Source organism: Hymenobacter aquaticus (genome assembly GCF_004765605.1).
GTDB lineage: Bacteria > Bacteroidota > Bacteroidia > Cytophagales > Hymenobacteraceae > Hymenobacter > Hymenobacter aquaticus.
In genome coordinates this window covers 1,005,541-1,026,013 of record NZ_SRLC01000002.1, presented here as the reverse complement: position 1 = coordinate 1,026,013, position 20,473 = coordinate 1,005,541, and the positions used below count along the sequence as shown (strand labels likewise).

17 protein-coding genes are annotated in these 20,473 nt (G+C 63.4%); 3 read left to right on the top strand and 14 right to left on the bottom strand.

Going from position 1 to position 20,473, the window contains the following annotated elements; all coding sequences use genetic code 11:
* Window positions 1-80: 80 nt before the first annotated feature.
* From E5K00_RS17085 to E5K00_RS17070, 4 genes are all read right to left on the bottom strand, one after another.
* The gene (locus tag E5K00_RS17085) at window positions 81-656 is read right to left on the bottom strand and encodes a PPC domain-containing DNA-binding protein (protein WP_245328324.1); all 576 of its coding nucleotides are present in this window, start codon (window positions 654-656) and stop codon (window positions 81-83) included.
* A gap of 120 nt (window positions 657-776) precedes the next feature.
* The gene (locus tag E5K00_RS17080) at window positions 777-2,036 is read right to left on the bottom strand and encodes a hypothetical protein (RefSeq protein ID WP_135464495.1); all 1,260 of its coding nucleotides are present in this window, start codon (window positions 2,034-2,036) and stop codon (window positions 777-779) included.
* On the bottom strand, window positions 2,033-2,767 hold the full coding sequence (locus E5K00_RS17075; protein ID WP_135464494.1) for a hypothetical protein: 735 nt from the start codon (window positions 2,765-2,767) through the stop codon (window positions 2,033-2,035). The genes E5K00_RS17080 and E5K00_RS17075 overlap by 4 nt, the downstream gene beginning before the upstream one ends.
* Window positions 2,768-2,864: 97 nt before the next feature.
* Complete coding sequence (locus E5K00_RS17070; RefSeq protein ID WP_135464493.1) at window positions 2,865-3,428, bottom strand: RNA polymerase sigma factor; 564 nt, start codon at window positions 3,426-3,428, stop codon at window positions 2,865-2,867.
* A 177-nt stretch (window positions 3,429-3,605) separates the two neighbouring features.
* Between E5K00_RS17070 and E5K00_RS17065 the strand changes: the two genes are divergently transcribed.
* Complete coding sequence (locus E5K00_RS17065) at window positions 3,606-4,151, top strand: hypothetical protein (protein ID WP_135464492.1); 546 nt, start codon at window positions 3,606-3,608, stop codon at window positions 4,149-4,151.
* 70 nt (window positions 4,152-4,221) lie between these two features.
* On the opposite strand, the gene amaB is transcribed toward E5K00_RS17065, so the two are convergent.
* On the bottom strand, window positions 4,222-5,817 hold the full coding sequence (gene amaB / locus E5K00_RS17060; protein ID WP_135464491.1) for an L-piperidine-6-carboxylate dehydrogenase: 1,596 nt from the start codon (window positions 5,815-5,817) through the stop codon (window positions 4,222-4,224).
* Window positions 5,818-6,013: 196 nt separating this feature from the next.
* Between amaB and E5K00_RS17055 the strand changes: the two genes are divergently transcribed.
* Complete coding sequence (locus E5K00_RS17055) at window positions 6,014-7,498, top strand: RCC1 domain-containing protein (protein ID WP_135464490.1); 1,485 nt, start codon at window positions 6,014-6,016, stop codon at window positions 7,496-7,498.
* Between the two features lie 266 nt (window positions 7,499-7,764).
* On the opposite strand, the gene E5K00_RS17050 is transcribed toward E5K00_RS17055, so the two are convergent.
* The gene (locus E5K00_RS17050) at window positions 7,765-8,487 is read right to left on the bottom strand and encodes a hypothetical protein (RefSeq protein ID WP_135464489.1); all 723 of its coding nucleotides are present in this window, start codon (window positions 8,485-8,487) and stop codon (window positions 7,765-7,767) included.
* Window positions 8,488-8,692: 205 nt separating this feature from the next.
* On the opposite strand from E5K00_RS17050, the gene E5K00_RS17045 reads away from it, so the two are divergent.
* Window positions 8,693-9,133 (top strand): hypothetical protein, encoded by a 441-nt coding sequence (locus tag E5K00_RS17045; protein ID WP_135464488.1) that lies wholly within the window; start codon window positions 8,693-8,695, stop codon window positions 9,131-9,133.
* A 65-nt stretch (window positions 9,134-9,198) separates the two neighbouring features.
* On the opposite strand, the gene E5K00_RS17040 is transcribed toward E5K00_RS17045, so the two are convergent.
* The 8 genes from E5K00_RS17040 to secA form a co-directional block, all read right to left on the bottom strand.
* Window positions 9,199-10,701 carry a Do family serine endopeptidase gene (locus tag E5K00_RS17040; RefSeq protein WP_245328323.1) on the bottom strand — a complete coding sequence of 501 codons (1,503 nt, stop codon included), beginning with the start codon at window positions 10,699-10,701 and terminating at the stop codon, window positions 9,199-9,201.
* Between the two features lie 201 nt (window positions 10,702-10,902).
* Window positions 10,903-11,346, bottom strand: a complete 444-nt coding sequence (locus tag E5K00_RS17035) for an Hsp20/alpha crystallin family protein (RefSeq protein WP_135464487.1) — start codon at window positions 11,344-11,346, stop codon at window positions 10,903-10,905.
* 227 nt (window positions 11,347-11,573) lie between these two features.
* On the bottom strand, window positions 11,574-12,398 hold the full coding sequence (locus tag E5K00_RS17030; protein ID WP_135464486.1) for a hypothetical protein: 825 nt from the start codon (window positions 12,396-12,398) through the stop codon (window positions 11,574-11,576).
* 27 nt (window positions 12,399-12,425) lie between these two features.
* Window positions 12,426-13,676: a M20 metallopeptidase family protein gene (locus tag E5K00_RS17025; RefSeq protein WP_135464485.1), complete on the bottom strand. Its 1,251-nt coding sequence runs from the start codon at window positions 13,674-13,676 to the stop codon at window positions 12,426-12,428.
* A 141-nt stretch (window positions 13,677-13,817) separates the two neighbouring features.
* A complete protein-coding gene (locus E5K00_RS17020) occupies window positions 13,818-14,369 on the bottom strand; it encodes a sporulation protein (protein WP_135464484.1) in 552 nt (183 codons plus the stop codon).
* Entirely contained in the window at window positions 14,350-15,030 is a 681-nt protein-coding gene (deoC, locus tag E5K00_RS17015; RefSeq protein WP_135464483.1) for a deoxyribose-phosphate aldolase, read from the bottom strand. The genes E5K00_RS17020 and deoC overlap by 20 nt, the downstream gene beginning before the upstream one ends.
* 151 nt (window positions 15,031-15,181) lie before the next feature.
* Window positions 15,182-16,900: a T9SS type A sorting domain-containing protein gene (locus tag E5K00_RS17010; RefSeq protein ID WP_135464482.1), complete on the bottom strand. Its 1,719-nt coding sequence runs from the start codon at window positions 16,898-16,900 to the stop codon at window positions 15,182-15,184.
* 122 nt (window positions 16,901-17,022) lie between these two features.
* The gene (secA, locus tag E5K00_RS17005; protein WP_135464481.1) at window positions 17,023-20,424 is read right to left on the bottom strand and encodes a preprotein translocase subunit SecA; all 3,402 of its coding nucleotides are present in this window, start codon (window positions 20,422-20,424) and stop codon (window positions 17,023-17,025) included.
* Window positions 20,425-20,473 lie beyond the last annotated feature (49 nt).

Genomic DNA, 20,473 nt, shown 5'->3' with positions numbered 1-20,473 from the left:
TTACAATAATACTGATTCGGCGGCGCCCCTGAAAGCCCTGCCCGACGGGCGGGCCGAAAATACTTCTGCCTCCGACTGCCTTACTGCTTCCCGGCTGCTTTGCCGCGCCGGGCTTTCGGCTTCGGGGCCGTAGCGGCGGGTTTCAGCGGATATACGGCCAGCTCATTGTAGGTCGAAACCGGGTCCAGCTCCCGGCGAAAATCCACTTCGTCGAGCACGCCGACCACCAGCTCGGCCGTGGTGTAGATGAGGTTGCCGTCGAGCAGGTGGCCGCCGATGGTGCGCCCGGTAGAATCGGCGACGGAGAGGTGCAGGTGGCTGCCGTTCACCGACAGCGTCCCGACCAGCGACACGATTTCGAAGTGACCCTTGTACACGCTCGGACCGCTCTGGTTGGCCAGGCGCAGCGTGGTGGTGGTCAGGCTACCTACGCAGGTGATGATGGCCGCCGCCCGCAGCTGGTGCTGCTGGGTGAAGGCCGTGAGCTGCTGGCGCAGATCCTGCCCGGGGCGCAGGCGCAGGGCGAAGGTGCGCATAACGGACGGCACGGCAACGGGAGCGGCAACGGCGGCGGGAGCAGGCATGGCGTGTTGGGCAACAGCCGCCGAAACGCTCAGGCCCAGCAGCAGGGTCAGGAAAATAGAAGGGCGCGACATCGGCGGGTAAAAACGGACTCCGGCTTCTCGGGGCCGGCAGGTCTGCAAGATTACGCAATAAAAAAGAGCCGGCGGAACCGGCTCTTTCTGGCTGCTTGCGCAGCAGGGCACGTAGGCGGCCTAGCGGTTAAAGCTCACGTCGCTGTAGCGCACCTTGATGTTGACGTTGGCGGGGTTGCGCGCCGGCATGGTGCCAAAGCGGCCCTGCATGTCGCTCGACGAGGGGCTGTTTTCCTCCGACTCCACTTTCACTAGGCGTTTGTCGAGCAGGAGCTTGCCGTGCTGGGTGTTCACGTCGAAGTTGAAGCCGGCCCCGTCGGGGAAGTTGAGCAGGATGGTGCTGTAGCCCCCGTCCACGTTGATCTGGCGGAAATTGCGGCCCGTGTTGCGCACCTCAAACGAGGGGCAGAACTGCACCGTCATGTCGAGCCGCTCACTGATTTTGTCGATGCTGAACTTGGAGTAGCCCGACGTGCCGCGCAGGTTGCGTACCGTGCCCAGGGCCACGTCGCCGTACTTGCTGTGCACCGTCAGATCCTGCACCGTGCCCACGTCGATGTCGGAGTAGTTGTTGCGCAAATCCACGGTCAGGCCCGCGTCGAGGCGCAGCTTGGAGTAGGAGGCGTCGATGCTGGCTTTGCGGGCGTAGCTGATGGCGCCCTGGCCGTTGCCCACGCGCAGCAGGTTTTCGGGCCCTTCCAGGCGGCCTACGCGCAGGGTGCCATACTCCACGGCCAGCTCCGTCGAGCCGGTCAGGTCGTTCGGAATGCTGATGTCGCCGAAGGTGTTGCGCACCCGGATCTGGGTGTTCTTGGGCAGCCACACGGTGTAGTTCACTTCGTAGAGCTTGGTCCGGCTCCAGCACTCCTTGGGCATGGCCCCAAACTTCGAGCGGAACGAAATACCGCCCGTCGCGGCGTCATTCTCCGTCATCTGCACCTGAATCATGTCGAGCAGCTGCTGGGCTTTTTCCTCGCTGTCGGCCCGCGTGATGATATCCACGTCGGTGCGGACCTCGTTGCGGCTCCAGGTGTTGATCTGCACCCGGCCGTAGCGGGTTTCCAGGTTGTAGGGGCGGCCGGCGGCGTAGGTGCGGCTCAGCTTGCGGTTCTTTTCCACGGCGGGCACCGTGCTGCTGGCTTCGTCCTGGGGGCCCTGCTGCGGACCCTGCGCGCCGTTCTGGCCCGTCTGCTCGGGCTCGGGGCTCAGGTCGTCGGCGTGGTGCAGGAAGGCTTCGGTTTCGGGGCTGGCCAGATAGCTGTACTGGGCGCTGGCCAGCAGGCGGTGCTGGGCAAAGCTGCCGGCCGAGCTGAGCAGCAGCCCGGCCACGACCAGCAGGCGGCGGCCGGCTTTGCGGGGGAGAGTAGGGCGGCTGATCATGGCTTTTGCGGAGTGGCGGTGCCGTATTCTTTCATGCGCTCCTGCAACCGTACCTGCTGGTTAAGAATGTCCAGCCGGATCTGCATGTTGCGGTTCATGGCCTCGAGCACCACGTCGGGCTCGGGGTTGCGGTAGAGCTCTACTTTCAATTGGGCGTAGGTCGAGTCGAGGGTGGCCAGCTCCTGGCTCCAGTCGGCGCCGGGCGTGGCGGCCGGGGCCTGCAGCCGCCCGATTTCCTGCTTTTTCTCGCCAATCTGGGTGGCGTAGTAGTCTTCCATGCGCTGCACGGCCACGGCCAGGCGCTTCTGCGGGCTGGCCGCTTCGATGCCCACCGTAGACGCGCCGAAAGTGGCGGGCTCCGTAGCATCCTCCCCTTCCGTCGAGCTCAGCGCCAGCGGGGCCGAGGTCAGGCGGGTCCAGGTCATCGTCGGGGCCGACTTCGACCAAATGGCCCCGATGCCGGCCAGAATCAGCAGGGCAATAGCGGCGGCGACGCCGTAGTTGGGGCGGCGCGGCGGGGCGCTGATGGTCAGGGGCTGGGCGGGCAGTTCTTCCGCGGGCTGCAGCTTCACAAGGCGCAAAGGAGCCTCCTCGGCAGGGGCTTCCGCGCGGGGTGTGGCGCTTAGCTCCTGCTCAATGGCATCCCACAAATCCGGGCGGGGCTCGAAAGCGTCGAAGTCGGCGCGGTGCCGCTCCACAAAGTCCTCAAGTCCGGTTTTCTTCTCTTTCATACAGGTGGTAATTCGCACGTTTCTCCCCTAAGTCCGCGGCTGGCCGGTGGCAATGGGTGGCCGGCCCGCCGCGGCGTGTTCGTGATACGTTGTTGTGTTAAAGACCGTGCTGCCGGGCCAGCTCCAGCAGCTTCTTACGGGCCCGGCTGTACTGAGATTTCGACGTCGATTCGGTGATGTTCAGGATGCCGGCAATTTCGGCGTGGTCGTAGCCTTCGAGCAGGTAGAGCGAGAGCACCACGCGGTAGCCGTCGGGCAGCTCCTGCACGCAGCGGCGCACCACGTCGGCGCGCCAGCCCAGCTCCTCGGCGTCAAACTCGCCGCTGTCGGTTTCCGTTCCGACGGAGTCGTGCTGCTCGGCCAGGGGCACCAGCTGCAGGCGGCGGTTGCGCAGGCAGTTGATGCTCTTGTTGATGACGATGCGCTTGAGCCAGGACCCGAACGAGGAGTCGCCCTTGTAGCTGTGCAGCTCGCGGAAGGCGCTCAGAAACGACTCCTGCAGCACGTCCTCGGCCTCGGCGTAGTCGCCGGTGATGCGCAGCGAGGCGTTGAACATCGCCTTGGCGTAGCGCTTGTAGATTTCGGCCTGGGCCCGCCGGTCGCCCAGGCGGCAGCGCTCCACCAGCGGGGCGTTGATGTCAGTGTACGCAAATGCCTCCATATGCTGTTCGGTTGGCGGAAGGGTAGAATCAGAAGGAGTGTAAATATCCACCTTTCCGAGCTAAGCTGCTAGTGATGACGGGTAAGCAGAGGAAAGACAAACCCAAGGCCAAGAAGTTGCACGTAGCTTCTAAAGTCGCCGGGGCCTTACCTTGCGTTCCTTTATTTCTTCTAAACGATGTACATAAGAAAAACCTTCCTGCTCCTGGCCTTTTCAGTGCCCCTGGCCTTTGGCTGCAAGAAAGACAACGACACGGAAGCCACCATCGACTTCGGCCCCGGCGAAGGCGTGGCCTACCGCGACGCCTACAACCGCCCTATGGGTGGCGGCGACAACACCGACTGGGGCTCGGACGGCACCTGGCGCAGCCGCGAGAAGGACCTTTTCTCCGACCTAAGCCTGAATCTGGACGCCGCCCAGGCCGGCGGGGTCAGCAACATGAGCATCTTCCCCAACCCGGTCGTGCTGGATGGCGAGGGAACGTTCCACTTCAACGCGCCCAGTGAGGGCAGGGGCAAGCTGGTGTGGGTCAGCAAAACCTATCAGGTGCTGGACAGCCAGAACATCCAGTTCCCCAAGGGTGAAACCCAGTTCCGCCTGAGCTTTCCGGCCGCTACGTTTCCCAAAGACCAGAAGTACCGCCTCTACTACGTGCTCAGCAAGACCGACGGCAGCCTGCTGCTGAAAGGCCACGGCGACCTACTGATCTACAAGCCGCTCTAAGCCCTCGACATACGCAAAAAGGCCCGTCCGGATATCCGGACGGGCCTTTTTCGTGGGGTTGCTTCTACCGCTACACGTCGAACTTGATGCCCTGGGCCAGCGGCAGCTGGTCGGAGTAGTTGATGGTGTTGGTCTGGCGGCGCATGTAGATCTTCCAGGCGTCGGAGCCGGACTCGCGGCCGCCGCCGGTTTCCTTCTCGCCCCCGAAAGCCCCGCCGATTTCGGCGCCCGAGGTGCCGATGTTCACGTTGGCAATGCCGCAGTCGGAGCCCGTCTGGGCCAGGAAGGCTTCGGCCTCGCGCATATTCAGGGTGAAGATGCTGGACGACAGGCCCTGCTTCACGCCGTTCTGCAACGCAATGGCCTCGTCTACCCCGCCCGCATATTTAATCAGGTAGAGAATGGGCGCGAAGGTTTCTTCCTGCACGGTGTGGTACTCGTTTTTGGCCTCGACCAAAGCCGGCGTCACGTAGGTGCCCGTGGGGTAGGCCGCGCCTTGCAGCACCTCGCCGCCGGTCAGCAGGGTGCCGCCTTCGGCCTGCACCGCCGCCAGGGCCTTGGTAAATCCTTCCACGGCCTGCTTGTCGATGAGCGGACCCACGAGGTTGCCGTCCTGCAAGGGGTTGCCGATGGGTAGCTTGGGGTAAATAGCCAACAGGCGGCTCTTCACGTCCTCATAAATCGAGTCGTGGATGATGAGGCGGCGCGTGGTCGTGCACCGCTGCCCGGCCGTGCCCACCGCCCCGAACACCACGGCCCGCATGGCCATGTCGAGGTCGGCGTGCTGGGTCAGGATAATGGCGTTGTTGCCGCCCAGCTCGAGCAGGGCGCGGCCCAGGCGGGCGCCCACTACTTCGCCGACCTTCTTGCCCATGCGGGTGCTGCCCGTAGCCGATACCAGCGGCACGCGGGGGTCGGCGGCCATAGCGGCCCCGATTTCGGCCCCGCCGATGATGACGTTGAAGATACCTTCGGGCAGCTCGTTCTCGCGCAGCACGTCCTTGATGATGTGCTGCACGGCCACCGCTACCAGCGGGGTTTTCTCCGAGGGCTTCCAGATGCTCACGTCGCCGCAGACGGCCGCCAGCATGGCGTTCCAGCTCCACACGGCCACTGGGAAGTTGAAGGCCGAGATGATGCCGACGAGGCCCAGCGGGTGGTACTGCTCGTACATGCGGTGGGCGGGCCGCTCCGAGTGCATCGTCAGGCCGTGGAGCTGGCGCGAGAGGCCCACGGCAAAGTCGCAGATGTCAATCATTTCCTGCACTTCGCCCAGGCCTTCCTGCAGGATCTTGCCCATCTCGTAGCTCACCAGCTTGCCCAGGGGCTCCTTGTACTCGCGCAGCTTGTTGCCGATCTGGCGCACAATCTCGCCCCGCTTGGGGGCCGGCACCAGGCGCCAGCTCTTAAACGCCTCCTGGGCCGTGCGCACTACCGCGTCGTAGTCGGCCTCGGTGGCCATAGCCACGGCGGCAATCGTGCGGCCGTCGGTGGGCGAGGTGATGGTTTTCAGGTTCTGGCCGGCCCCGCCCCACTGCAGGCCGGTGCTGTAGGCGGCGTTTTCGGCTTCTACGCCCAGCTCGCGCAGTACTTGCTGGATACCGTGCGGGTCGTGCTCGTGCACGTCGGTGCCGGTGGCGGTGGCTTCTTCGAGGGCCTGTTTCATATCAGGGAAAGATTGGATGGGAGGTTCTAGTTGGGTGGAAAAGTACTAGGCCGTAAAGCTAGTAAATCGGCGCGGGCCGGACGGCATCCGGAGCGGGCCGGCCGGAATCAGCTACTTATTCTGCAAGCTGGTATCTATCTTGTCGGCCACCTTCTGCCGCCCCCGCGGCGTGCTTCCAGACTCCTGTATTGCCTCTATGCCCTTCCGCTACCCCCTGCCTGCTCTGCTCACCGGCCTGCTGCTTGCCGGCTTTGCCGCTGCCCAGGCCCAAACGCCGGCTACCTCACCCTACGTAGCCGTTGATGGCGCCAATTCCACCTTTACCAGCCTGGCCCTGCGGGCCGACGGCTCGTTGTGGAGCTGGGGCGACAACCGCTACGGGCAGCTGGGTTACGCCACGCCCAACGCCGCACGCAACGCCGTGCCTGCTCAGGTACCACCCCCGGCCTCGGCAGCGGCGGGTACGAAGTGGGCCAGCTTCGCGGTGGGCTCCAACTACGCCCTGGCCCTGCGCACCGATGGTTCCCTGTGGGTCTGGGGCCTGGATTTCGGTAACTACGGCACCGGCACTACCTCGTCTGTCGGGGGGCCGGCGCCGGTGCGGGTACCCGAGCCCGCTACCGCCGCCGCGGGCACCACCTGGACGCAGGTGGCCGTGGGCAATAGCCACAACGTGGCGCTCCGCTCCGATGGCACGCTCTGGGCCTGGGGCCTGAACAGCAGCGGGGAGGTGGGCGACGGCACCACCACCCGACGCCCCACCCCCATCCGGATTCCCACGCCCGCCACGGCCGCACCCGGCACCACCTGGACGCAACTCAGCTGCGGGGCCAGCTACACCCTGGCCTTACGCTCCGACGGGACGCTCTGGGGCTGGGGCTCCAACCGTTTCAACGAGCTGAGCATGCCCCTCAACCAGGGCACCGACCTGCCCGTGCCGCCCACCCAGGTACCTGCCCCCGCCGGGGCCGCCCCCGGCACCACGTGGGTGCGGGTGGTAGCCGGCAGCAGCCACAGCGTGGCCCTGCGCTCCGATAATACGCTCTGGGAATGGGGCCCGACGCCCAGCACGACCACCTCCCGGCTCGTGCGGCCGGTGCCCACGCCCTCGGGGGTGGCTCCCGGTACGCAATGGACGGAGTTGGGCGCTGGCTACGGCTTCTCGGCAGCGCTGCGCTCCGACGGCACGCTCTGGGGCTGGGGCACCAGCAGCATTGGCCAGCTCGGACTAGGCCCCGCCATTTCTGCCATCGTGCCCACCCAGGAAGTGACGTACTCGCAGTGGGCCCACCTGAGCGGAGCCTCTGGCTATACGCTGGCCATCGACCAGCAAGGCCGCGTGTACGGCAGCGGTTCCAATTCTTTCGGGGAGCTCGGCGACGGCACTACTACCGACCATCTTACCTTCAAGCCCAGCCTGGCCCCGGTGCTGGCCGCCACGGCGCCCCGCACCCTGCCCGCGCCCCAGCCCTGGCCCAACCCCGCCCACGACTACCTGCGCGTGCCCAACCTGGCCCCCGCCGCCACCGTGCGCCTCCACGACACCCAGGGCCGCCTCGTGCGCGACACCCGCCCCACCGCCGGCCAGGTAGACGTGCGCGGCCTCTCCCCCGGCCTCTACCTGCTCACGGTGCAGGAGCCCGGCCAGGCTTCCCGCGCCGCCCGCGTGGTGCTGGAGTAGCTAATTCAGGATTCAGCGAGCTGTCTTCTTTTAAGAAGAGGCAATGCAAAGGCCTTGGAAGGCACCCTTCTTATAAGAAGAGTCTCTTCCAAGGCCTTTGTAGTCGTCCTTCTTAAAAGAAGAATGTCTCCTAAGTACTTTGTGGCCGTCCTTCTTTTAAGAAGGGTGCCTCCCAAGGCCTTTGTGCCCATCCTTCTTTTAAGAAGAATGCCTCCGAAGCCCTTGGGGGGCACCCTTCTTTTAAGAAGATGTCCATTCGATCAGGTCTATTCGGCTGAAGTATCCAGTGGATTCGGTCCTGACTTTTTAGAGTCCTTTTTCGTTTTAACGTTTCGGCTTCGCAGCTTGTCGTAAGCGAAATAGGCACGCGCCAGCTTGGGAGCCTTACGGTGCACAAACAGGGCCGCGCAGTGCACGTCCCACAATACCTCGGCCACAGCTTGGTAGCCGGGACTCAAATTCAGAATCGTATCCTTCAGGGTCTTGTCGCTCTTATTGCCGGCCGTAGTAGCATCGACGTAAGCCTTCAGTAGCTGCTGGGCAATGGCTCCCGCCGCCCGGAGGCTGTCCTGCTCATGATCGGTAAGCATTTCGGTGTAGGCCGCGTAGCGCGTCAGCCGCTTCGACTTCGGAGATTGGGTCAAGCCACTGAGCTTATTGGGGTAGAAAGTGCTTTCCTCGCCCACATGATCCACCAGGTACGGCCTGATTAGCTTCACGTCGGTGACTTTCACGTGCTGGATGAAGGCCTCCGCGGCTTTTTCCTCGGTTTGGGTGCCGGTCTGGCTTTGCCCGCCGCTGCTGGTGCGCCCGCTCAGGCCCTTGCTATAAGCAGTGTAGGCCGCTTGCAGCTCGGGCTGGAGGCTGGTCAGTTGCTTGTCGAGGCCGGGCTTCTGGAGGGCCTCCACGGTAAACTTGGCGAAGTCGGCCAGCACATCGCGGGAGGCCTGGAGCTTCAGAAAATGGTTGTCGTAACGCTCAGCGTACATGGGTAAGAAGAAATAAAAGGATAAAAGAAGGAGCAGCGGCGGCCCGGATAAGGCGGTGTAGCGCGGGCGGGCGGCCAAACGGATAGAGCAGGATAACAAGGCGTTGCAATAGCAGCCGGTAAGGTGCGGAATTGCCGGCAGAAGCGCAACAGTGCCGCCGCTCGGCCTGGCTGGCTTGGCACGGGCAAGTCAGTATATTTGCCGCATGATTTCCGGCCTCGCACTCTCCCCCTTCGACTTCCTGGACCTCTCCTACCGCACCGACCTGGGCATTCTGACCGTCCGGTGGCTGCGCGCCGTCACGTTCGAGGAGCTGCGCCAGGGCTTTACCCTGGCCCTGAGCGTGGCCCAGGAGCGCCGGGCCGCCTATTGGCTGGTCGATGCGCGCCGCCGCACCGAGCTGGATGCCACTTCCTCGGAGTGGGTAGCGCAGAAGCTGCTGCCCGAGGCCGCCGCCAGCCTGGCCCCGGCGGCCCTGCACGTGGCCTACCTGCTTTCCCCGGCCCGGGCCGAGCAGCTCCGCCAGGATTCCGACCTGCGCACCGTCGTGGTGAAGGCCCAGGACGCTTCCCAGCCCTACCGCCTGCACACGTTCCTCGACGAGGGTCCGGCCACCCAGTGGCTGTTGCAGGCCAAGCAAAGCTAAGCCCATAAAAAAGCCCCGCCAGGTAGCTGGCGGGGCTTTGTATTCGATACAAACCAGTCGGCGGCTTATTCGGCCTGCCCGATGGGGTAGTACGCCTTGCGGCCGTCGGGGTACACGCCTTCGACCAGCGCGCCCTGGTTTTCCTTGGCGGCCTCGAGGTACTGCTGCACGTCCTGGGGCTTGGTCACCTTGCTCTTGTCGATGCGGGTGATGATGAAGCCGTCGTCGATGCCGGTTTCCTTGAAGTTGGAGCCGCGGATGCCGCTGATTTTGGCGCCGCCCTCAATCCCGAGCTTGCTCATTTCCTGCTTGCTCACCGGGGCCAGCGTGGCGCCCTCATACTTGATGGACTTGGCCACTTCCTCCCGGATGATGTCGGTGGTGCCGGTCGAGTTGCGCAGGGTGGCCGTCACGGTCTTGGCGTCGGAGCCGCGCAGCAAGGCCACCTTGATTTTGTCGCCGGGGCGGAACCGGGCCACCTGCTCCTGCAATTGCGAAGAGGTGTTGACCTTCACCCCGTTGATTTCGGTGATGATGTCGCCTTCCTTGATGCCCGCGTCGGCGGCGGCGCTGTTCTTGCTCATGCCCATCACGTACACGCCGTTCAGGGTCGCCAGCTTCTTCTCCGAGGCCAGCGTCGCGTCCACTTCCCGGATGTTGACCCCGAGCAGGGCGCGCTGCACCACCTTGTACTTCAGCAGGTCGTCGACCACCTTGCTCACAATGGAGCTGGGCACGGCAAACGAGTAGCCTTCGAAGGCCCCCGAGCGCGACGCAATGGCCGAGTTAATGCCGATCAGGTCGCCGTTTAGGTTCACCAGGGCCCCGCCCGAGTTGCCGGGGTTGACCACCGCGTCGGTCTGCAGGAACGACTCGATGCCCATGTTGTCCTCGCGGCGCAGAATGTTGATGTTGCGTCCCTTGGCCGAGATAATGCCGGCCGTCACGGTCGAGTTCAGGTTGAAGGGGTTGCCCACGGCCAATACCCACTCCCCGACTTTCACGTTGTCGGAGTTGCCGTAGCGGACGAAGGGCAGGCTGGTAGCCTCCACCTTCAGCAAGGCCAGGTCGGTGTTGGGGTCGGCGCCCACCAGCGTGGCCGCGTACTTGCGCTTGTCGTCCAGCACGACTTCAATCTTGTCGGCCTTGTCGATAACGTGGTTGTTGGTGACGATGTAGCCGTTGGCAGCGATAATCACGCCCGAGCCCGAGCCCTGCTGCGGCCCCTGCTGCGGGGAATGGTACTGGTCGTAGTCGTCGCCGAAGAACTGGCGCAGGAAGGGGTCCATTCGCTGGCCGCCGCCGCTGCTCATCTTGGGCGCATACTCCGTCATGACGTGCACCACGGCGGGCGTCACGGAGGAGGCGGCCGCCACGAAGTTGAGGCCTTCGGGCACCACGTAGTTGCTGCTGCGCAGCTCACTGGTGTAGCGCACATTGGGGTCAGCGGCCACTACCTGGCTGGCGTTGCCACGCTCAGGCTCCAGCAGCTTATACCCACCTACCGCCACGCCGCCACCCAGAATGGCGGAACCGAGCAGGCCGAGCATCATTTGTTTTGCTTGCATGGGTAATAGAAAGATGGTTGTAAGAAGAAAGACGAGTGAATCTAAGGGAAGCAGATGAGGCCCCGGTGAACCCCTGCCCCACTAACGCAGAAGATGCGGGGAATAGTGCGGGGGTTGCATCAGGCCTTCTGGTAGCTACAACACCCGCGCCAACAAAAAAGACACCACGCCGGGTGTCTTTTTTGCAGACGCTACAGGCGCTTACTGAATCTCGATATGATGTTTCGTCACCTTTTTGCTGTCAAACGGCAGCTTCAGGCGCAATACACCATCCGTGAGCTGGGCCTCAATAGCGGTAATCTCGACCGTGTCGGGCAGGCGGAACGACCGGGTGAAGGTACCGTAGGCCATTTCCATGCGCCGGAACTTGGGGCCGTTTTCCTCGGCTACCGTGGCTTTACGCTCCCCGCTAATTACGAGATTCCCATCCTGAAAGTCAATCTTGACATCGTCTTTCGCCACGCCGGGCAAGGCCAGGTGCAGTTCAAAGCCCTGCTCCGACTCCAGGATGTCGGCCAGGGGCACAAACGTCTGGCTGGGCTCGGTGGCGGTAGGCAGCGTGTCGCGCAGCAGATCGTTGAGAACTTTATTGAAGGCGCGGGCGGGCCGCAGAGCAGGCTGGTTGTTATACAGAATAGTGGCCATGAGTAAAAGAAAGTAGAGTGGTTAGAGGTTGACTGTACCGGCTTCGGTACACCCCTACGCTATAAATTCTGTACCAGTGGCCTTTCAACCGCGCAGCAATGACAAAAAGTCTTATTTAGACAATATTACATTTCACTAATACCCAACTAAGCTTGCAAAATATCGCGCTATGACTTTCAAAGCCATAAAACACGGCTTCCCTACGCACGACACAATGACACCATCGTCTAGTGTTGAGTTGGGAGCTGCCGCCGCTCGAACGTAGCTCCGCCCCGGAAAAGAGTGTAGCGCAGGTCCAGGCCCACCACCGGCACCACGGTATTGGCCTTGCCGCCGGGCACGGTCACGTTGCCGTTCAGGTCGGTTTGCTCCAGCACGAACAGGTAGGAGGCGTTGCTGGCCACCCAAGGCGTCACGTCGACGTGCGGCGACACCCGGATGCCCAGGTCGGCGCGCAGGCTGCCGAAGTCGATGACGCGCTCCTTCTCCTGTTCTTCCTCCCGCTGGAAGCGCAGGTAGGCCAGGGCCTCGTAGGCCACGCGGGGCCGCAACGCCAGCTTGCCCACCATCATCACCCGGTCGACGTCGAGGCGCAGGCGGGCCAGGGCGCGGCCATCCACCAGCGGTTCGCCGGGCACGGTATACTCCACGCCCAGGCGCTGCCGGAAGTTGACCGCGCCGAAGGTGTTCCAGTGGCGCAGGTACAGCTCGGGCGTGATGTTAAGGAACAGGTTCTTGTCGTCGCTCACTCCCTGGAAGGACGTATACGCATCCGTGCGCAGGGCCCCGCCCCCGCTCCACTGCGGGCTCCAAAACCGCTCGTAGCCCAGGCGCAGCCCCAGCTGGTTGAGCTGGGTGCCGTCGTAGCTGCCGGTACGGGTGGGGCCCTGCACGCTCAGCAGCAGGTAATCGTCCTGGCGCAGGGCGTACTCGGCCTGCAACTCAGGCAACAGTAGCGTTGGGCCCACGGTGCGGCGCTGGGCCTGGGCGGAAGAGGTGGCCAGGGCCAGGAAAGCCAGGGCAATGACGCCGGCAAACGAAAGGTTCTTCATACGGGGCAGCACAGGCCGCGGGCAGACTTACAGATGAGACTCGGCCACGGCAGCGGCCGGCTGGGCGGGCTGGGCCGGCGCGGCCGCCAGCTCCTGCAGCGTCAGCCAGGCCATCAGGCCGGGGCCTACTTCCAGGGCTTTGGGGTCTACGTCGAACGTAGGCGTGTGTACAGAGGAGGCATTGCGGCCGTCGAGGCTGCGGGTGCCCAGACGGTAGAAGCAGGCATCGGCGGCCTGCGAGTAGTAGGCAAAGTCCTCGGCGGCCATCCACTGGTCCAGCTCAATGACGTTTTCCGGGCCGAGGTAGGCTTCGGCGGCGGCGCGGGTGCGGGCCGTCAGCTCGGGCTCGTTCTCCAGGTAGGGGTAGCCGTGGCGGATTTCCAGCTCGGCCGTAGCTCCCATCGACTCGGCCAGGCCTTCCACTAGCCGGCGCAGGTGGCCGTGGGCTTCCTTGCGCCACTCCTCGTTCAGCGTCCGGAACGTGCCTTCGATGTGCACTTCGTTGGGAATAACGTTGGTGGCGCCGTTGGCAATAACCTTCCCGAAGGAAAGCACCGAGGGCAGCTTGGGGCTGGCCCGGCGGCTCACGATCTGCTGGGCGGCCACGATGACGTGGGCCGCTACCAGCACGGGGTCCAGGTTTTGCTCGGGCATGGCCCCGTGGCCGCCCTTGCCGCGCACGGTCAGGTACAGCTCGTCGGTGCTGGCCATGTAGCGGCCGGGCCGCAGCCCCACTTTGCCGGCGGGCAGCATCGGAAAGACGTGCTGACCCAATACGCTGGCCGGCTTGGGGTTTTCCAGTACGCCTTCCTTAATCATCAGGGAAGCGCCGCCGGGCAGCAGCTCTTCGCCGGGCTGGAAGATCAGCTTCACGGTGCCCTCAAACTCGTCGCGCAGCTGGCTCAGAATACGGGCCGTGCCCAGCAGGGAGGACGTGTGCACGTCGTGGCCGCAGGCGTGCATCACGCCCGGGTTGGTCGACTTGTAGGGCACCTCGTTCTGCTCCTGAATCGGCAGCGCGTCCATGTCGGCGCGCAGGGCCACGGTGCGGATGCCGGGGTTGCGGCCTTCGATGAGGGCCACCACGCCGGTAGTAGCCATGAGCTGCGGGTCCAGGCCCATTTGGCGCAGTTGCTCGGTGACGAAGGCGGCGGTGTTGTGCTCGGCAAACGACAGCTCGGGGTGGGCGTGCAGGTGCTCGCGCAGAGCCACGGTATCGGCGGCGGCGGCGGCGGCCAGGGACTTTACTTTCTGAAGCACGGATTCGGCGGAGGACATACGGTTCGCGGCTTATAAGGAGGCTAGCATCAAACATACCACCCGGCGGGCAGTACGCAAAAGTACACCCGAAAATGCGTCGGCCCCGCCGGTCCTTGTCAGCAAGGAACCGGCGGGGCCGAATGAGTACCCCCTCAAGGGCTAGTAGCTCGTTTTGTTCAGCAGTACCTGGGCCGGCTCCAGCTCGGCTTTCGGGGCCAGGGGCCGGATGCGCAGCATGGCTTGCTCGGCTTCGAGGCGGGTGAGGTAGTCGCCGATCCAGAGGCGGAACACGGGCTGCTTGAAGGTCAGGTAGTCGGTTTCCTCGGGGTAGCGGCTGATGATGCTGCGGCGGATGGCCATGGCCTGCTCCCGCTCCAGGCCCACGTAGGCCAGAATCCGGAAGCCCTGGGCGTACTTCACGTTCTGATTGGTGTAGGCCTGGTCGCGCAGGCGCTGCTCAATCTGGGGGTTGACGTGGGCCGTGGGCGTAACCGGGGCGCGATTCGTGGGCGCGGCGGCCGTCGTTGGGGCTTTGGGCGGCGTGAATACCGGCCGAAACCGGCTCAGGTCTTCGGCCGGGGCCGCCTGGGTGGTTTTGCGGGCCGTGTCGGGGGCCGCTACGGTGCCGGTGCTGGCCGGGGCCGACGCGGCACAGGCCGCCAGCGACAAAAAGGTGGAGAACAGCAGCACGTTACGAACCAAGTGTATCATTTTCTTCCAGCAAAGCTAGGCTATTTGAAGAACCCAGCCGGTCGGCGCCGGCCATTACCAAAGCTAGGGCGGCCGTGCGCGTCCGGATACCACCAGCCGCCTTGATGCGCATGTGGGCCGGCAAGTGGCGGCGCATCAGGGCAATATCCTCGACCGAAGCGCCCCGGCTGGCAAAGCCGGTGGAGGTCTTGACGAAGTCAGCCCCGGCCGATTCGCACAGGTTGCAGGCCGTAATAATTTCCTCGTCGGTCAGCAGCGCCGTTTCAATAATCACCTTCAGAATAGCCTTCTTCACGTGGCAGAGCTCGGCCAACTGCCCGATTTCGTCCTGCACCTCCGTCAGCCGCCCCGACTTAAAGGCCGCCACGTTGATAACCATGTCGATTTCGGTGGCGCCGTCGGCCAGGGCCTGGTGGGTTTCGAAGAATTTGACCTTGGTAATCTGGTAGCCCAGCGGGAAGCCCACCACGGTGCAGACCGGCACGCCGGAGCCGCTCAGCTGCTCGGCGGCGAAGCGCACGTAGCAGGGCGGCACGCATACCGAGGCGAACCGGGCCCGGGCGGCTTCCTGGCAGAGCTGGGCAACTTGCGCTTCGGTGGCGTCGGGCCGCAGCAGCGTGTGGTCGATGCGGGCGGCAAGATCAGTAAAGGTTTGGTTCATAGAGCAGAAGACTACAAATGAAGAGTGGCAGGCAGCTCACCAGGAAGCCGCCTGCCACTTAATACTACTCATTTTCCGGTTGGCCGGAAGGTGAGAGCTGTTATCAGGGTTCGGTGCGGAGCCGCCGGCCCGGCACAAAGATAATGCCGCGCTACTCGACGACGAGCCGGGCCGTGCGCACGGGCTGGCCGGGCGTAGCGGCTTGTAGCACATACAGACCCGGTGTTACCCCTAGCACCGACAGCATAGAGCCCCGGCCCTGGCGCACCGTGCGGCCCAGGTTGTCGACCAAGGTCAGGCTCGTGGCGGCCGTGGCTGCGGGTACTTGCACAGCGGTACGGGCCGGATTGGGATAAAGGCCAAGGTCGGGCACCACGGCCGGGCCGGTGGTAGCCGTAGGCACGGCCTCGCCCAGCGGAACTACGAAGCCGGTGTAGCTGGTTGGGGAAACCAATAGCTGGTAAGCTCCAAATTGAGCCCGAAGGCCCGCACCGCCCGCCAGATACAGCCGCTCGCCCTGCACAGCCAGCGCGTCGCATCGTTCGTTGCTAGGCCCGCCGGCACTTTGGACCCAGGCAAAGCTGCTGGTGGCCCCGGCGTCGTTCAGCTGCGCCACGTAGAGGTCATCATAGCCGACGGACGTTAGTACGGTGTTGTCGAACGTGGCGCTGCCAGCGTAGGTCCCGGCTACGTATACTTTGCTGCCGTTTACCGCCAACGCGGTGGCCTTCGTAGAACCTGAAGCAGGCATACTATGCACCCACGTAAAGCTGCTGCTCGCGCCGGCATCCGTCAGCTTGGCCACGTAGCTGGCAGACCCGGTGCCCGTCACCGGACCGAGGCTGCCAAAGAGGGCATTTCCCCGACTCAGGGAGCCCGCCATATACACCGCGGGGCCGTTCACGGCTAGGCTATAGACAAACTCGTTCAGGCTACCGCCCGCCGTTTGCGCCCACGTTGGGCTGCCGCTGGTGCCGGTATCCGTTACCTTGGCTACCACTACGTCTTCATGGTTGGAGGTTACACTGGTAAAAGAGGTACTACCCACGGTCACGGTGCCCACGTAGCGGCCCGCCCAGTACAGATTAGGGCCACTTACGGCCAGCGCCGTGAGGTCGACCAGGCTGGTAGCACTGGCTGCTTCCAGGGCCCAGGTGAAGCTGGCCGTGGCGCCGGCATCGGTGAGCCTGGCCAGGTACACAGACGGGTTTAACTGGGTTCTCGGGAGCGTGATGCCGCCGAAAGTAGCCGGCAGATCGGTAGGTCCTCCGACGTATATATTGGCGCCATTCACGACCATCTCGGTGGCGGCTCTTGCATCGGCCGAACTGGCCCAGGTGAAGCTGGCCGTGGCGCCGGCATCGGTGAGCTTGGCCACGAAGATGTTGGGCCAGTTTGCTTTGAAGGGGTTGCTGTTGGTAAGTGTAGCGCTGCCGAAGCCAACGGTTAAACTGGAGAAGTTGCCCGCTACATACACGTTGTTGCCTACCACTGCCACCGCAGTGGCTTCCTCGCCGCCGGCGTTGCCCGCCCGCTGCGCCCACACGAAAGTCTGGCTCAGGCTGCTCCACTTGGCCACAAACAGGTCGGTGCTGGCCGACATTCCACCATTCGTGGAGCCGGGCGCACTGGTCAGGGTGGTAGTACCCAAGCCGATGGTGCCCGAAAAAAGCCCGGCGATATACACGTTGCCATTGGCATCGGCAGCCGTTGCCGTTACTTCGGAGAACGTGTCGCTAGTCAGCGGAGCGATGGCCGCTGGCACCTGCCAGGCTGGTGCCTGGGCCCGCACTTGCCCGGCACTAGCGACAAACAGCATCAGGAGTACGAGCCTGGTCAGGCCAATTGGTAAACGGTAGTGGTGTGGCATAGAGGGGAAGGTGAAGACTTGAAGTTTATAGGGAATTAATTGTAGGCAACATACATAAAAAAGGCCGGTGGCTTCCGAAGAAACCACCGGCCTTTGCCTGCGGGCAAGAAGACCCGACTTACTTAGTCGATCAGCACGCAGCGCTCGTTGAGCAGGTCTTCTTCCACGCTCTTGTACTTCACGTCGCGCACGATGCGGCCGTCCATGTACTGCACGCTCACCTTCTCGTTGCGGTTGGCGACTTTCTGGCTGCGCACGGGCACCTGCTTTTCGGCCACCGGCACGTCGGCGGGGCCCATGTCTTCGGGGCCGGCGCCGAGCGACACCGAGGAAGTTTCCTTCTGGGCCTTCAGCTTGGGCGCGGGGGCCGGGGCGGGCAGCTCGTCTTCCACGAAGTACTCCACCTCGTCGGTGTGGCCGGCTTCCTGGTTCATGGGCACGTCGGCTTTGAATAGGAACGACACGGTTTCCTCGTTCACCTTGCCAATCATCTGCTTGAAGAGCTCGAACGACTCGAACTTGTAGACCAACAGCGGGTCTTTCTGCTCGTACACGGCGTTCTGCACCACCTGCTTCAGGTCGTCCATGGCGCGCAGGTGCTTGGTCCAGGCCTCGTCGATGATGGCCAGCACCACGACTTTCTCCATGCCCCGGATGGCCTCGTGGCCGCCGTTGGCCTGGGCCTTGCGCAGGTTGGCCACGGCCGTTACCTGCTTGCGGCCGTCGGTAAACGGAATGGCAATGTTCTCGTAGGGCGCGTTGTTGGCCAGCAGGTCGTTCACCAGCGGCAGGGTGTTGCCGGCAATGTGCTCGTTCTTGCTGTGGTAGTAGCCCATGGCCTCATCGTAGAGCTTCTGGGTGAGGGCCGGGGCCTGCAGCGAGCTGAACGTTTGGGGCGTGATGTAGGTATCGTAGCCAAACACGCGGATGACGGCCAGCTTGAAGTCTTCGAAGTCGCCGGTCACCTTGTGGCCCACGGCAATGTCTTCGCAGACGTCGTAAATCATGTTCCAGATGTCCAGCTCCAGCCGCTCGCCAAACAGGGCGTTGCGGCGGCGCTTGTACACCACCTCGCGCTGGGCGTTCATCACGTCGTCGTACTCGAGCAGGCGCTTGCGGGTGCCGAAGTTGTTTTCCTCGACTTTCTTCTGGGCCCGCTCGATGCTGCTGGTAATCATGGAGTGCTGAATCACCTCGCCTTCCTCCAGACCCATGCGGTCCATGAGCTTGGCAATCCGGTCGGAGCCGAACAGGCGCATCAGGTTGTCTTCCAACGACACGAAGAACTGCGAGGAGCCCGGGTCGCCCTGGCGGCCGGCGCGGCCCCGCAGCTGCCGGTCCACGCGGCGGCTTTCGTGGCGCTCGGTACCGATGATGGCCAGACCACCGGCCTCTTTCGAGGTTTCGCGCAGCTTGATGTCGGTACCGCGGCCGGCCATGTTGGTAGCAATGGTCACGGTGCCGGGGTAACCGGCGGCGGCTACAATCTCGGCTTCGCGCTGGTTTTGCTTGGCGTTCAGGACCTGGTGCGGAATGCTGCGCAGCTTGAGCATGCGGCTCACCAGCTCCGAAATTTCTACCGACGTGGTACCCACCAGCACCGGGCGGCCGGCTTTCACCAGCGTCTGAATTTCCTCGGCTACGGCGTTGTACTTCTCGCGCACGGTCTTGTAGACCTTGTCGTGCTCGTCCTTGCGGGAAATGCCGCGGTTGGTGGGAATCACCACCACGTCCAGCTTGTAGATTTCCCAGAATTCGCCGGCTTCCGTTTCGGCCGTACCCGTCATGCCCGAGAGCTTGTGGTACATGCGGAAGTAGTTCTGCAGCGTGACGGTGGCATACGTTTGCGTAGCGTCTTCCACGCGCACGTTTTCCTTGGCCTCAATGGCCTGGTGCAAGCCGTCGGAGTAGCGGCGACCTTCCATCACGCGGCCGGTCTGCTCATCCACGATTTTCACCTTGCCGTCCTCGGTCAGGATGTACTGGTCGTCTTTCTCAAACAGCGTGTAGGCCTTCAGCAGCTGGTTCACCGTGTGCACCCGCTCCGACTTCTCGTTGTAGTCGGCCATCAGCTTTTCCTTCTGATGCAGCTTGTCTTCGGTGCCGAGCGTTTTGTTGTTCTCGATGGCCGCAATTTCCATCCCGATGTCGGGCATGATGAACAGGTGCGGATCTTCGCCTTGGCCGGTAATCAGGTCGATGCCTTTTTCGGTCAGCTCAATCTGGTTGTTCTTCTCGTCGATGGTGAAGAACAGGGGCAGGTCGGCCTCGGGCATCATGCGGGAGTTGTCCTGCAGGAAGTGGTTTTCCACCTTTTGCAGCACGGCCCGCACGCCGGTTTCCGAGAGGAACTTAATCAGGGGCTTGCTCTTGGGCAGGCCGCGGTAGGCGCGGAACAGCATCAGGCCGCCCTCCCCTTCCTTCACGCCGTCGTTGCCTTCCTTGATGAGCTTGCGGGCCTGCACCAGGTAGTTTTGCACCAGCTTGCGCTGCTCGTCGACTAGCAGCTGAATGCGGGGCTTGAGCTGGTAGAACTCGTGCACGTCGCCGCGGGGCACGGGGCCCGAGATGATGAGCGGGGTCCGGGCGTCGTCAATCAGCACGGAGTCCACTTCGTCGACCATGGCGTAGTGGTGCTTGCGCTGCACCAGCTCGCCGGTTTCGCGGGCCATGTTGTCGCGCAGGTAGTCGAAGCCGAATTCGTTGTTGGTACCGTAGGTGATGTCGGCGGCGTAGGCCTGGCGGCGGGCATCGGTGTTGGGCTGGTGCTTGTCGATGCAGTCCACGGTGATTTTGTGGAACTCGAACAAGGGCGCGTTCCACTCGGAGTCACGCTTGGCCAGGTAGTCGTTCACCGTTACCACATGCACGCCGCGGCGGGCCAGGGCATTCAGGAACGAGGGCAGCGTCGACACCAGGGTTTTTCCTTCCCCGGTAGCCATTTCCGAAATCTTGCCCTGGTGCAGCGCCACGCCGCCAATCAGCTGCACGTCGTAGTGCACCATGTCCCAGGTGATTTCGGCGCCGGCGGCCGTCCACTTGTTCGCCCAGATGGCCTTGTCGCCCTGAAGGGTGACGTTGCTCTTGCGCGAGGCAATTTCGCGGTCAAAATCCGTGGCCGTTACGACCAGCTGGCCGTTTTGGGTGTAGCGGCGGGCCGTTTCCTTCACGATGGCAAAGGCGTTGGGCAGCACTTGCAACAGCACGACTTCCAGCTCCTTGTTGCGCTGCTTTTCCAGGGCGTCGATCTGGTCAAACACCTGCTCTTTCTGCGTGATGTCCAGGCTCGGATCATCGGCAATGCGCTGGTGCAGGGCCCCGATCTGGTCGTCAATGCCTTTCAGGTGGGCATCGATGCGGCTGCGCACGTCGTCGGTGTGCTGGCGGAGCTCGTCGTCGGAGAGTTGTGCCAGTTTGGCATATTCGGCATTAACGAGTGCCACGTACGGGATAATCTCCTTCAAGTCCCGGTCCGATTTAGTCCCGAAAATCTTGGCGACGGTCTTCCCTAAAAAATCAAACATGCTGCTAGTTTTTAACTGAAACGCCGGGGCGTACCTCAAATTTACGGCG

Coding starts and splice junctions, on each gene's coding strand:
- E5K00_RS17085 (WP_245328324.1), bottom strand. CDS start 656: ATGTCGCGCCCTTCTATTTTCCTGACCCTGCTGCTGGGCCTGAGCGTT.
- E5K00_RS17080 (WP_135464495.1), bottom strand. CDS start 2,036: ATGATCAGCCGCCCTACTCTCCCCCGCAAAGCCGGCCGCCGCCTGCTG.
- E5K00_RS17075 (WP_135464494.1), bottom strand. CDS start 2,767: ATGAAAGAGAAGAAAACCGGACTTGAGGACTTTGTGGAGCGGCACCGC.
- E5K00_RS17070 (WP_135464493.1), bottom strand. CDS start 3,428: ATGGAGGCATTTGCGTACACTGACATCAACGCCCCGCTGGTGGAGCGC.
- E5K00_RS17065 (WP_135464492.1), top strand. CDS start 3,606: ATGTACATAAGAAAAACCTTCCTGCTCCTGGCCTTTTCAGTGCCCCTG.
- amaB (WP_135464491.1), bottom strand. CDS start 5,817: ATGAAACAGGCCCTCGAAGAAGCCACCGCCACCGGCACCGACGTGCAC.
- E5K00_RS17055 (WP_135464490.1), top strand. CDS start 6,014: ATGCCCTTCCGCTACCCCCTGCCTGCTCTGCTCACCGGCCTGCTGCTT.
- E5K00_RS17050 (WP_135464489.1), bottom strand. CDS start 8,487: ATGTACGCTGAGCGTTACGACAACCATTTTCTGAAGCTCCAGGCCTCC.
- E5K00_RS17045 (WP_135464488.1), top strand. CDS start 8,693: ATGATTTCCGGCCTCGCACTCTCCCCCTTCGACTTCCTGGACCTCTCC.
- E5K00_RS17040 (WP_245328323.1), bottom strand. CDS start 10,701: ATGCAAGCAAAACAAATGATGCTCGGCCTGCTCGGTTCCGCCATTCTG.
- E5K00_RS17035 (WP_135464487.1), bottom strand. CDS start 11,346: ATGGCCACTATTCTGTATAACAACCAGCCTGCTCTGCGGCCCGCCCGC.
- E5K00_RS17030 (WP_135464486.1), bottom strand. CDS start 12,398: ATGAAGAACCTTTCGTTTGCCGGCGTCATTGCCCTGGCTTTCCTGGCC.
- E5K00_RS17025 (WP_135464485.1), bottom strand. CDS start 13,676: ATGTCCTCCGCCGAATCCGTGCTTCAGAAAGTAAAGTCCCTGGCCGCC.
- E5K00_RS17020 (WP_135464484.1), bottom strand. CDS start 14,369: ATGATACACTTGGTTCGTAACGTGCTGCTGTTCTCCACCTTTTTGTCG.
- deoC (WP_135464483.1), bottom strand. CDS start 15,030: ATGAACCAAACCTTTACTGATCTTGCCGCCCGCATCGACCACACGCTG.
- E5K00_RS17010 (WP_135464482.1), bottom strand. CDS start 16,900: ATGCCACACCACTACCGTTTACCAATTGGCCTGACCAGGCTCGTACTC.
- secA (WP_135464481.1), bottom strand. CDS start 20,424: ATGTTTGATTTTTTAGGGAAGACCGTCGCCAAGATTTTCGGGACTAAA.